The organism is Clostridioides sp. ES-S-0006-03, assembly GCF_020662275.1.
In the GTDB taxonomy this organism is placed as follows: domain Bacteria; phylum Bacillota; class Clostridia; order Peptostreptococcales; family Peptostreptococcaceae; genus Clostridioides.
Genome location: NZ_JADGMM010000008.1, coordinates 175,239 through 187,997, shown reverse-complemented (window position 1 = coordinate 187,997; position 12,759 = coordinate 175,239). Strand labels below are relative to the sequence as shown.

Sequence of the window (12,759 nt, the reverse complement as noted above, 5' to 3'; positions counted from 1 at the left end):
AGAAAAGACGATTTTGAATACGATAATAAGTGTGATAAAATTGACTTTGTTGAAATTTTTAAGGAGGTATTTGATGACAAAAAAATTAATAATATCAAAAACTAAATTGTTTATTTTTATAATAGCATTTATATCTGCATTTATAGCTTTATTTGGAAGTAAAAATACACTTATAGGTGTGGCTATAGTAACAGCTATGCTAATGCTTTTGGAAAGGGATTTAACTATTTCTCCAATTAAAAATTTACTGAAATACTTGATAATAAACGTAACATTAGGAGTATTATCGTTTTTTGCAGTACAAAATATGTATTTAGGAATTTTATTAAATTTTATAGCATTATTTATAATAGGATATTTATTTAGTTATGACTTGAAAAGGGCTGTATATGTACCTTTTGGTCTTATGTATATATTTATGATAAGTATACCTGTAGGATTAAGCGAATTTCCTATAAGATTATCGGCTTTAGCTAGTGGTTCACTTGTCATAATGATTGCTCAATTTGTTATGAATAGAAATAGAATGAAAAAAATTGGTGACAAAGAATTAATATCTATATGTGATGAGTTGTTGGAAAAAATAAATCTTTTAAAAAATATTATTAACAGTGATAATTCTGTAAATAAGTCTAATATGAGAAAAATAGATAGTTGTAATTACACAATAAATTCTATATCAAAAGGTCTTAAAATGGTTATATTTGATAATAGAAAAGATGATTTTTTTATTAGTATTAAAGGAATGGATATAATAAATATCTTATTTTCATTAGAAAGAATAAGTTTAATCTTAGATAGATATAAAATAGATACTAAGGAATTTGAGGATGAAGACATAAAAAATATGCTAAAAGAAAGTAGTACAAATAGTAAAGAAGATGTTTTAGTTGTAGTATCTAAAGAAGTAAATTATATCAAGATGTGCTTAGAAAATAAAGATAAGATAACTGATAAAGAAATACTTGGATTTAGAGATTATGTTGTCGCTCAAGATACTAAAAATATAAATTTGAAAGAAATTTATAGTGCTTTAGAAAATCTATATGAATTTTTATTAGAGTACAAAAAGGTAAAATCAAAAGAGGAAAAAAGAGTTGAAAGAAAAATAAAGATACCACGTGAATTTAAAAGAATATCAATATATAAACAACATTTTAATTTAAAATCTATAAGATTTTCTTATGCAATAAAAATCGCTTTGGCTGCAGCAATCTCAGGTTTTATTATGGATTATTTTCACTTAAAAGATGGAAGATGGATAATGTTAACTGTGTTTTCATTAACGCAACCTTATGCAGAGAACTGTTTGCAGAAATCCAGAAAAAGAATAGAAGGTACACTAGTAGGAGCGGTAATATTTATTGTTTCATTTTCAATAATAAAAGATAATACATTAAGGTCATTAATAGTACTTTTAGCAGGATACATAAACTCATATGTAGTTGATTATAGAAAACTGATAGTGTGTGTAACTGTTTCAGCCCTTGGTTCGGCAGCAGTTATGGGAGACCCTAATGTTTTAACTATGAGTAGAATTTCATATGTAGTATTAGGTGCAATTATTGCATTAATAATAAATAAATTTGTTTTACCATATGATGCAAAAATGGGGTATCAGCATGTTATAGATGTGTATAAAGGTATAGTTAAAAATATAATTAATGAAGTTAATAAATCTATTGAAAATTCAACCAATGTTCATTATATAAAGAATCTATTATTAGTGCCATCACTTATTGAAGATAGACTTATGCTGATAAATACTATATACAAAGATGAACATCAAGATGATTTCTTAGAAAATCAACAATTACTAATAAGTAATATGTACAATTTATATATAAATGTCAAAAAGAATAATATTAGAGATGAAGATGTAGAAAGAATATTGAGAGATACTAGTTATATTTCAAATTATGATGCTGATAAATATGATGAAGGAAGAAGTGTAATTTTAGATAGTATTGAAAGTACAGTAAGTTTAGGTGATAAAATAATTTGTCTAAATTTACTTCAAACATTAAATGGTGTAAAAGAAATGTATAGAATAAGTAATATCAGTAAAATGTTAGTGCAAGAAGTTGCATAGTTTTCTAATCTAATCTAATTAAATTATATAAAAAGTCATAGCTTTAAAATAAAGTATATGACTTTTTCTTTTATACAATGTTAACAGAAAATAGTATATTAAAAACAAAAACCATATATTTATGAATTTTGTGTGAAAAAGGTTAAAATATTGATTTTTTTCATTGGTTGAAAAAACAATTTACTTAGGATAAACTATAATAGTATTCAAATATTATGGGGGTTAGATTTATGAGTAAAGATGTAAAGGTAAAGCGCAATAAGAAATATGATACATTTAGTATAACTATGGAACTTGAAAGACCTTTACTTTATGATGAGGTTGAAAACGAAGATGATAAAAATGATAATAGAAAATTTAATATAAAAAAGAAAATATTCATGGGAATAGGGATACTGTTTGTATTGATTCTGCTTAGTTTTTTCATATGGATAAACAAAACATATGAACCTCAAAAACTAGCAAAAGAAGCATTAGTTAGCAATAGTAAAGTTGAGGTAACCATAAATGAAAATATTTCATTTACACCGAAGGGTAGAAAAGTTTCTAAAGGTCTAATTTTTTATCCAGGAGCTAAAGTAGAAATTGAATCATATGCACCACTTGCAAGAAAAATAGCAGAAAGTGGATATGAAGTGGTAATTGCAAAAATGCCACTTAATCTAGCTATACTTGGAACTAATAAAGCACAGAAAATTATGGATTCTTACAATAATATAGAACATTGGGTAATAGGAGGTCACTCATTGGGTGGAGTTGTTGCATCTAATTTTGCACGTGACAATAAATTAATTGATGGAGTTGTGTTTTTATCTTCCTATCCAATGGGCAATGAACTAAAACAGCTAGGTAAAAAGGTTATATCTATATGGGGAAGTAAAGATGGAGTAGTTAATTTTAAAAATCTTATAGAAGCAAAAGAAAAACTTCCTGATGATACAACTTATGTTGAAATTGAAGGGGGAAATCATGCACAATTTGGAGATTATGGAAAACAAAAGGGAGACAATGATGCTATTATAAGTCAAGAAAAACAGCTTAAGATTACTGCAAATAGTATTATTAAATTTTTAAATAATATATCTTAAACAAAAGCTTGAAGTTTATAATATATATAAAGTATTATTTTAAGTAAATATTATTAATATAATAAAATTAAGAGTTGATTAAAAGGGGGATTTTAATATGGAATATGATATGCCACTTTATAGACCGCCAAGTGAGGCTTATAGTCTTATAATACAAGTTACACTAGGATGTTCTCATAATAAATGTACATTTTGTAGTATGTACAAATCAAAGAAATTTAAAATAAAACCATTAGAAGTAATAAAAAATGAAATTGATATATTTAGAAGACATTATAAAAATGTAGACAGAATATTTTTAGCAGATGGAGACGCATTGATAATACCAATGGAAAAACTAAGAGATATAATATTGTATATAAAAGAAGTTTTTCCAGAGTGTGAAAGAATTACTCTATATGGCTCTCCTAAGTCTATAGAGAAAAAAACTGATGATGAACTTAAAGAGTTAAAAAAACTTGGTGTTAAGATGATTTATCTAGGGCTTGAGAGTGGAAATGATGAGGTATTAGAAGATATTAAAAAGGGATTTAATAGTGAACAACTTATAAAAGTTGGTAGAAAAGTTAAGCAAAATGGTATTAAATTATCAGCTACTGTAATAGCAGGTCTTGGAGGAACTAAAAAAACGAATCAACATGGAGTTGATACAGGAAAAATGCTAGGAGCAATTTCACCAGATTATGTAGGTGTATTGAGTTTAATGGTAGAACCTAATACTGAACTTTACGATTTACTTCAATCAGGTGAATTTACAGTATTGGAAGATAAAGCTGTGCTACAAGAAATTAAAGAAATGATAAAAAATATAGATACCAATGAAAAAGTCGTATTTAGAAGTAATCATGCCTCAAATTATGTTAACTTAAAAGGAATATTACCTGAGGATAAACAACGTCTAATTGATGAGATAGATTATTATCTAAGTAACTTAAAATTAAAAAGAGAAGAGTATAGAAGACTGTAAAATTTAGCTATTCTTAATATATATGTGTAGATGTAAAATATTAAAATTATCTAGAGTTTAAGTAATCATGCTACATTAATAGTGTATCACTATTAATGTAGCATGATTTTTTTGTTAAGAAACATAATCATAAAATTATAGAAAAAATCTATCAATAATGATGAAAATATGCACTGGTTTAATAGATTTCTACGCATTATAATAGAGACATAAATTTAAAACACAAAAACTATAAACATAAAAACGTGTGGAGGAATAGAAATGAAAATATATCAAAATATCTTTGAACCATTAACTATAAAAAGGATGAATGTAAAAAATAGAATAGTTATGCCACCAATGGGAACAAACTTTGGTGGAGAAAGTGGAGAATTTAAAGATGAACACATTAAATATTATGAACAAAGAGCTAAAGGTGGAACTGGACTTATAATTGTAGAAAATGCTTGTGTAGATTTTCCTTTAGGTTCTAATGGAACTACACAAATAAGAATAGACCATGACAGATACATACCTGCTTTATATAAGTTAACTGAGAGTCTACATAAACATGGTGCATGTGTAGCTATACAAATTAATCATTCAGGTGCTTCAGCTATGCCAGATAGAATAAATGGATTAACTCCAGTATCTTCTTCGAACATACCCTCAAAAAATGGAGGAACAATACCAAGAGAATTAAAGAAAGCAGAAATACTAGATATAGCTAAAAAATATGGAAAGGCAGCAAAAAGAGCTCAAATAGCTGGTTTTGATGCTATAGAGATACACGCTGGACACTCATATCTAATAAGTCAATTTTTATCCCCAATTTACAATAAGCGTACAGATGAATTTGGTGGAAGTCTTGAAAATAGAGCGAGATTTGCAAAACTAGTAATTGATAAAGTTAGAGACGAAGTAGGAGCCTTATTTCCTATATCTTTAAGGATAAGTGCTGATGAATTTATAGAGGGAGGAAATACTTTAGATGATACTTTAAAGCTTCTTGAATATTTAAATGAAGAAGTAGATATATATAATGTATCAGCAGCATTAAATGATTCTATACAATTTCAAATCGATACAATGACATTAGAAGATGGGTGGCGTTCATATATGTCTAAAGCAGTTAAAAAAAGATTTGGAAAAACAACAATAATAACTGGAAATATAAGGAATCCAGAGATAGCATCAAAAATACTTGAAAATAATGAAGCGGATTTTATAGGTATGGGAAGAGGCCTTATAGCTGACCCTAATTGGGCTGAAAAGGTAGAAAATGGAAAAGAAGATTCGATAAGAAAGTGTATTTCATGTAATATAGGATGTGCAGGTAATAGAATTGGAGCAAATAGACCTATAAGATGTACAGTAAATCCAGACTTAATAAATGGAGAAGAATATAAACAAAGAAAAGTAAATAAGACAACAAATGTGGTTGTTATAGGTGGAGGAACGGCGGGTCTCGAAGCCGCAGCCACAGCAGCAGAGGTGGGCTGTAATGTATTTTTATTAGAAGAAAAAGCAGATATAGGAGGGCTTGCTGAGACAATATCAACTTTTCCGGATAAAAGTAGAATAAATGATTTTCCAAAGTATTTAAAACAGAGAGTTAATAAATTAAAAAATTTAATTGTTTTTAAAAATACAAAGGCCGATATTAAATTTATAGAAAATTTAAAACCTGATATAATTATAAATGCTACAGGTTCAAAACCATTACTTCCACCAATAACTGGTTTGATGGATAGGATAGACCAAGAAAATGGAAAGGTGAGTTCAATATTTAAGCTATTTAATGATATAGAATATTTTAAAACAAAAGACTTAGAAAATAAGAAAGTAGTAGTTGTGGGTGGTGGAGCTGTTGGATTAGATGTTGTAGAATTTTTCTCAGAAAATAAGGCTAAAACGTCTATAGTTGAGATGTTACCAGTTGTGGGCAAAGATTTAGACCCTATAACAAAGGTGACAATGATGAAGATGTTAAAAGATTACAATGTTGATGTTTATACAAATACAGCATTATTGGAAGTTGAGGATGATAATTTTAAAGTTAAGAAGAATGAAGAAGAGTTCTTACTAAATTTTGATTATGGATTTATATGTTTAGGAATGAAATCTAATAATCCAATTTTGAATAATTTAAAGAAATATTTTGAAGCTAAAAATGTGGAAGTTCTAAATATAGGAGATAGTAAAATAGCTCGAAGAATAATCGATGGAGTTAGAGAAGGAAGAAATATAATAACAACTTTAGAAAAGTTAAATCTTTTATGATAATAAATAATAGAGATGATTTTAGAAAAGTCGAATCTCTTGTAGAGAATAAATAATAAAAGTAAAGTAATTTTAGAAAAGTTAATTTATCTTTGTTTTATAACCTTAGTACTATTTTTAATTTTAATTATATCAAGTAAGACTATTGGCAATATAGTAGATTTAAGGGAATTCCTAAAAAGATTTCCCCTAAATCTCGTTTTAAGATAAATTAGTCATAAAATATTAAACTAATCTATCAATAGCTCCTGATTGAATGTGTTGAATACTTGATTGGATTTTTTCATATGACCAATCCCACCACTTAATTTTTAATAATTTTGAAATTATATCATCATTAAATCTTTTCTTTATAATTTTTGCAGGTATTCCTCCAACAATAGAATATGGAGGGACATTATTAGTAACTACAGCTCTTGTTCCAATAATTGCTCCATCACCAATTTTTACACCTGGCATAATTACAGCATCATAGCCTATCCATACATCATTTCCAATTACAATATCACCCTTATTATCCCAAGCATCTGTTATATGATTTATGTCTAAATCCCATTCTTCATAAAAGATTGGAAATGTATAAGTAGAGAGTGATTTCATAGTGTGGTTTCCACTAGTCATTAAAAACTTTACATTACATGCAATTGAACAAAATTTTCCGATTATTAATTTATCATTGTTTATAGGATATTGATATAGTACATTATTTTTTTCAAAATCCCTTGGGTCATTATAAAAGTCGTTATATATTGTATAGTCTCCAACTTTTATATTGTCTCTTGTAATCACATTTTTAAGATATATAGTTTGATAATCATTACTTCTTGGATATATTTTATCTGAATTTGGAATAGTCATGTTTAAATCTCTCCTTTATATTATGTTGTTTTCCTGACTATCCCATTATTACAATGCATCTCTTCACAGAATCACTCCTTATATATTACTTATTTATTTATAGTTTATTATTTTATTTTAAATAAAATATTTTTAACTAAATTGTATTTTATTACAATTGTCTATTTATTTGATTATATCAAAGTGATAAAAAATTACAAGTATTTAAGATATACTAAATATAAATCATTTTTTATTAAGTTAAATAATGCTATTATTGAATTAAACTTTAATTTTCAACAGTGATTTGACTAGAATATATTGGGTATGATAAAATTATGTTTATATAAATATTTATGTAGTATTTATGTAAATTTATTATCTATATTATATAAATAGATAGTATTTATATGTATTTATTTTTAGGAGGTTTTATTATGAGTCGACTAGAGAGACTCGAAATGAAGAAAGTAGAAACTAAGCATTTGCAACAATTCAATCAATTGTTACGTTATGTATTTCAAGTGACAAACCATGATTTACAACAAGTAGGTTGGGAGGAAAGAGAAATAACTCTTGCTAAACTACCTGTATTAAGACAAGCAGATGTATTTGGTTGGTTTGATGAGGATAAACTAGTATCTCAAATAGCTGTTTATCCATTTAAAATCAATATATTTGGTCAAGAATACGATATGGGTGGTCTTACTGGTGTTGGAACATATCCTGAATATTCTAATTTAGGTCTTATGGATAAATTGATGCGACAAGCATTAACAGATATGAGAAAAAGAAAACAATCTATATCTTATTTATTTCCATACTCAATTCCATATTATCGCCGTAAGGGATGGGAAATAATATCAGATAAGATATCTTTTGAAATTAAAGATACTCAGTTGCCAAAACCTAAAGCGGTATCAGGAGAAGTTGAGCGTGTAAGTATAGAACACGAAGATGTCAGAAATGTTTATGAACGATTTTCTAAAAAGAGCCATGCATCTATGATTAGAAGTGAGTTGGCATGGGAAGAATACTGGCGTTGGGATTTAGATGACTTAACATGTGCAATTTATTATGATAAAAACCATGAAGCACAAGGTTATGTGTTATATTGGATTTCTGATGAAATATTCTATATTAAAGAAATGGTATTTGTAGAAGAAGAGGCACGTACAGGATTATGGAATTTTATAAGTGCTCACTTTTCAATGATAAATAAAGTGGTTGGAAATACATATACAGATGAACCATTGGCATTTTTACTTGAAGATGGAGACATAGAAGAAAATATAAAACCATACTTTATGGGTAGAATTGTTGATATAGAACAATTTATAAATCAGTATCCATTTAAAGAACAAGAAAATGAAGTAAAGTTAGTATTTCAATTAAAAGACCCTTTATTAGATTGGAATACAGGAGTATTTACACTAAGTGTTTCTAAAGAAGGTAAAGGTATACTAACCTCTGGTGGTGATAAGTATGATTTGAAGCTTGATATACAAACACTTACAACTATGTTGCTTAGTTACAAAAGACCAACTTATCTTCATAGAATAAAAAGAATTACTTGTGATAAAGAAATAGTAGATTTATTAGAAAATCTTATTGAACGTGAAAATCCATATTTCTCAGATTATTTCTAATAAACTTTAATAAATTTTAAAATGTGTCTGGGATTGTACAGAGTATTTACTCTGAAACAATCCCTTTTTAACTTGTTCTTATTCCATTTTATCAATTAGATTATTGTTTTTACTGTAATTAATAACAAAGTTTCTAAAACTATTAACAGCAGGAGTTAAATATTTATTTTTCATTGTAGCTAAATATATGTACCTTTCATGTATAGGATTTGTTATTGATAAAACCTTTACATTAAAATATTTAAGAGCAAAAATATTTGGAACAACTGCTATACCATAGTTAATAGAAACTAAACCTGCGACAGCTGTATCTTCTTCTGTTTCACATACAATTTGTGGTTTTACATCAACTTTTTCAAAGAGCTTATCAATAATTGGTCTAACTCCACTATCTTCACTAAAGAATATAAAAGGATAATCCTTTGTATCCTTTAAGTCTACACTTTCATTTGAGGCTAAAGGATGGTTATATGGCACTATTACAACCAATTCTTCCTGAAGTATAGCTGTAAAATCTATGTTGGGTTCATTTGGAACAAAAGAGCAAAATGCTAAATCGAATTTTTCATCTTTTAAACTTTGGATAATCTTTTTAGTAGTACCTTGACCAAATGAAAATGAAATATTTTTATTTGACTCTTTTTCTAAAAACTTACCAAGTATATCTGGAATGAAGTAAGCTCCCAATGTATAAATAAATCCTAAGTCTATGACACCTTTTGATATACTTGTATATTCTCTAAGCTTTTTTTCTCCTCTTTCTAATTCACTCAATGCTTTATCAACATAAGTTAAAAAAAATTTACCATATTTAGTTAAGCGAACATTTCTACCTTGTTTTTCAAATAAAAAAGTTCCCAGTTCTTTTTCAAGAGCAGATATAGCATGACTTAAGCTTGGTTGAGTTATAGACAATTGTGTAGCTGCTTTTGTATAGTGCTCAACTTTGGCTAAAACTCTAAAGTAATGCAAATGATTTAGGTTCATTGATATTCAATCCCTTCATAAGAAATAAAATTCGGGTTATTTCTACAAAATTATACCATATTATACCATAATTCATAGATTAATTCTATCAATATTAAGAATAATATGTATTTTATTAATAATAATTAAGTAATATAATGAAATTACAAGAAAGAGTGTAAAAAAATTAAATGTAAGTATATAAAATGAAGTTGAAGTACTACTGTAGAATTAGTATTGTTATGACTTATAGTATTTTTACGATATAATAATATTGTGATGTAAAGAATATAAAATCTGATAAAACTTCTATATGTGTGGAGGAGAAATATGAATAATATAGTACAAGTAAAAAATATTAGAATAGGAGAAGGTATACCTAAAATCTGTGTACCAATAGTTGGAAAAACTAAAGAAGAAATTATTGAAGAAGTTAATGACTTAAAGGAAATTTGTTTGGATGTTGTAGAATGGCGTGTTGATTTCTTTGAGAATGTAGAAAATATTCAACAAGTTAAAGAAGTTATTAATGAATTAAGAAAATATATACCAGATACACCTCTATTATTTACATTTAGAAGTATAAAAGAAGGTGGACAAAAATTAATATCAAAAGATTATTATACTATTTTAAATAAGGAAATCTCTAATACAGGATTAATAGACTTAATAGATGTAGAGCTATTTATGGGAGATGAAATTGTAAATGAAATAGTCGAGTTTGCTCATGAAAAAGAAGTGAAAGTAGTCATGTCGAATCATGATTTTAATAAAACTCCCAAAAAAGAAGAGATTATATCTCGTTTATGCAAAATGCAAAAACTAGGAGCAGACTTACCTAAAATAGCTGTTATGCCAAAAAATGAAAGAGATGTTCTGGTGTTACTTACAGCTACAAATGAAATGGTTCAAGTTTATGCAGATAGACCAATAATAACTATGTCTATGGCAGGAATGGGAGTTATAAGTCGTTTGTGTGGGGAAATATTTGGCTCAGCATTGACTTTTGGAGCAGTTAAAAAGGTTTCTGCACCAGGTCAAATGTCAGTTGAAGAACTAAATTCAATACTACGTATATTACATAAAAGTATTAATTAGTTTAAAAGACTTGAGTATATATGATAAAGGTTGATGTTGTTTCAGGTTTTTTAGGAGTAGGAAAAACTACACTCATTAAAAAAATATTAAAGGCATAAGGTTTTGTAAATTCATCTGATGTATATTTAGAATTTAGCTATTCTTCTGGCAAAACTAATGTTTTTAAATATAGCGGAGTTAAGGATGGAAAAGTAGCTATAATAGGATTAAATTTAGGTAATAAAGTTTTAAAAGAATTATTTAATTAAATAACAAAAATATATAATTCTAATTTTGATTATTAAAAGATTATTATAAGAGTCTTTACTAATATAACTAATATGTGAAATTATGGAAAAATAATAATTTTATAAAAATAGATGATAAATATAAATTAAATTATATATGTATATATTGTAGTCCAATAGTGATATAATAATATAAAAAATTTTTATAGAGAGTGAGATTACATATGCGAAGACTTGAAGAGATATTAGAGTACAATAAATCATTTGTAAAAAATAAAGAATATGAACAGTATGCAACCTCAAAACATCCAAATAAAAAAATAGTAGTCCTATCATGTATGGATACAAGATTAACTGAACTTTTACCTAAAGCCATGAATCTTAAAAATGGAGATGTTAAACTGATAAAAAATGCAGGTGCTACTATAATGCATCCATTTGGAAGTATTATGAGAAGTATTTTAGTTGCAATTTATGAATTTGATGTGGATGAAGTTATGGTTGTAGGACATCATGGATGTGGTATGTGCAATGTGGATACGGATAAATTACTAAATAAAATCTTAGATAGAGGAATATCAAATGATGTAATACTTACACTTCGTAGTGCAGGAATTGATACAAAACAATGGTTACATGGATTTGATTCAGCAGAGGATTCTGTAAAAGATAGTATTAATTTAATAAAAAATCATCCTTTAATTCCAGAGGGAATTGTTGTGCATGGGTTGATTATATCGCCGGAAACTGGAAAAATAGATGTTGTTGTAAATGGATATGAGGATAAATAATATATTGTTATAGTATATAAGTAATATATTATTAAATAAGAGGTTGTTTCAAAATTTATTTTGAGACAACCTTTTTTAATTGATAAATTTATGAAAAGGTTTATCTTAAGGTTTCAATGAAAAATATAAGTAGTTAGCTAATTAAAAAACTTATTATTAGCTATTAAAATCATAACTAATCAATAGAAAAATATTTAATAAATGAAATTTATATGAATTTTTTATAAATATATTGAAAAAAGATAGCTGTTATAGTAAAATAATCATTAGCCGACTAAGTAATATAAAAATAAGGAGGGTAAGTATGAATAGCAATTCTGAAGAAAAATTAAATGATGTTTTCTTGCAATTGATGCGAATATATTTTATAAGAACTCATTTTTATTTTGATAAATTAGGCTTGTACCAGGGTCAGCCACAAATACTTTTTTCTCTTAGGATGAAAAATGGTCAAAGTCAAAAAGAATTAGCAGATAAAAGAAAAGTAAAAGCATCTACAACGACAGTTATGATAAAAAGAATGGAAAAAACTGGGCTTGTAGAAAGAAAACAAGATGAAAAGGACCAAAGAATTTCTAGAATTTTTTTAACAGATAAAGGCCTAGAAGTATGTAAGAAAGTTGAGGAATTTAACAAAGAATTAGAAAGAGAAATCTTTTTAGGATTTAGTGAAGAAGAAAAAATAGTACTTAGAAGACTTCTAATGCAAGTTAGAGACAATTTAAAAGCAGGATGTCATAAACATGAGCATGAAAAATATTTCTAAAGTTTAAAACAATGTT

The 12,759-nt window shown here is 26.8% G+C and carries 11 protein-coding genes; 9 read left to right on the top strand and 2 right to left on the bottom strand.

All coding sequences use genetic code 11. The features are described from left to right. Positions 1–73 precede the first annotated feature (73 nt). From IR151_RS12680 to IR151_RS12665, 4 genes are all read left to right on the top strand, one after another. Positions 74–2,092, top strand: a complete 2,019-nt coding sequence (locus IR151_RS12680; RefSeq protein WP_227434900.1) for an FUSC family protein — start codon at positions 74–76, stop codon at positions 2,090–2,092. Between the two features lie 230 nt (positions 2,093–2,322). After that, entirely contained in the window at positions 2,323–3,180 is an 858-nt protein-coding gene (locus IR151_RS12675; protein ID WP_227434899.1) for an alpha/beta hydrolase, read from the top strand. 97 nt (positions 3,181–3,277) lie between these two features. Further along, entirely contained in the window at positions 3,278–4,147 is an 870-nt protein-coding gene (locus IR151_RS12670; protein ID WP_227434897.1) for a radical SAM protein, read from the top strand. Between the two features lie 261 nt (positions 4,148–4,408). Next, complete coding sequence (locus IR151_RS12665; protein ID WP_227434896.1) at positions 4,409–6,409, top strand: FAD-dependent oxidoreductase; 2,001 nt, start codon at positions 4,409–4,411, stop codon at positions 6,407–6,409. A gap of 225 nt (positions 6,410–6,634) precedes the next feature. Here the strand turns inward: IR151_RS12665 and IR151_RS12660 are convergent, their stop codons facing one another. Further along, positions 6,635–7,267 carry a CatB-related O-acetyltransferase gene (locus tag IR151_RS12660; protein WP_227434894.1) on the bottom strand — a complete coding sequence of 211 codons (633 nt, stop codon included), beginning with the start codon at positions 7,265–7,267 and terminating at the stop codon, positions 6,635–6,637. A gap of 416 nt (positions 7,268–7,683) precedes the next feature. On the opposite strand from IR151_RS12660, the gene eis reads away from it, so the two are divergent. Continuing rightward, the gene (eis, locus tag IR151_RS12655) at positions 7,684–8,895 is read left to right on the top strand and encodes an enhanced intracellular survival protein Eis (RefSeq protein ID WP_227434892.1); all 1,212 of its coding nucleotides are present in this window, start codon (positions 7,684–7,686) and stop codon (positions 8,893–8,895) included. Positions 8,896–8,973: 78 nt separating this feature from the next. Here the strand turns inward: eis and IR151_RS12650 are convergent, their stop codons facing one another. Continuing rightward, complete coding sequence (locus IR151_RS12650; RefSeq protein WP_227434891.1) at positions 8,974–9,882, bottom strand: LysR family transcriptional regulator; 909 nt, start codon at positions 9,880–9,882, stop codon at positions 8,974–8,976. Positions 9,883–10,191: 309 nt separating this feature from the next. On the opposite strand from IR151_RS12650, the gene aroD reads away from it, so the two are divergent. The 4 genes from aroD to IR151_RS12630 all read left to right on the top strand — a co-directional run bounded on the left by aroD (position 10,192) and on the right by IR151_RS12630 (position 12,743). Further along, on the top strand, positions 10,192–10,959 hold the full coding sequence (gene aroD / locus IR151_RS12645) for a type I 3-dehydroquinate dehydratase (protein ID WP_227434885.1): 768 nt from the start codon (positions 10,192–10,194) through the stop codon (positions 10,957–10,959). A 20-nt stretch (positions 10,960–10,979) separates the two neighbouring features. Next, positions 10,980–11,057: a GTP-binding protein gene (locus IR151_RS20490; protein ID WP_227434955.1), complete on the top strand. Its 78-nt coding sequence runs from the start codon at positions 10,980–10,982 to the stop codon at positions 11,055–11,057. Between the two features lie 353 nt (positions 11,058–11,410). Beyond that, on the top strand, positions 11,411–11,977 hold the full coding sequence (locus IR151_RS12635; RefSeq protein WP_227434884.1) for a beta-class carbonic anhydrase: 567 nt from the start codon (positions 11,411–11,413) through the stop codon (positions 11,975–11,977). A gap of 304 nt (positions 11,978–12,281) precedes the next feature. Next, positions 12,282–12,743 (top strand): MarR family winged helix-turn-helix transcriptional regulator, encoded by a 462-nt coding sequence (locus IR151_RS12630; RefSeq protein ID WP_227434883.1) that lies wholly within the window; start codon positions 12,282–12,284, stop codon positions 12,741–12,743. Positions 12,744–12,759 lie beyond the last annotated feature (16 nt).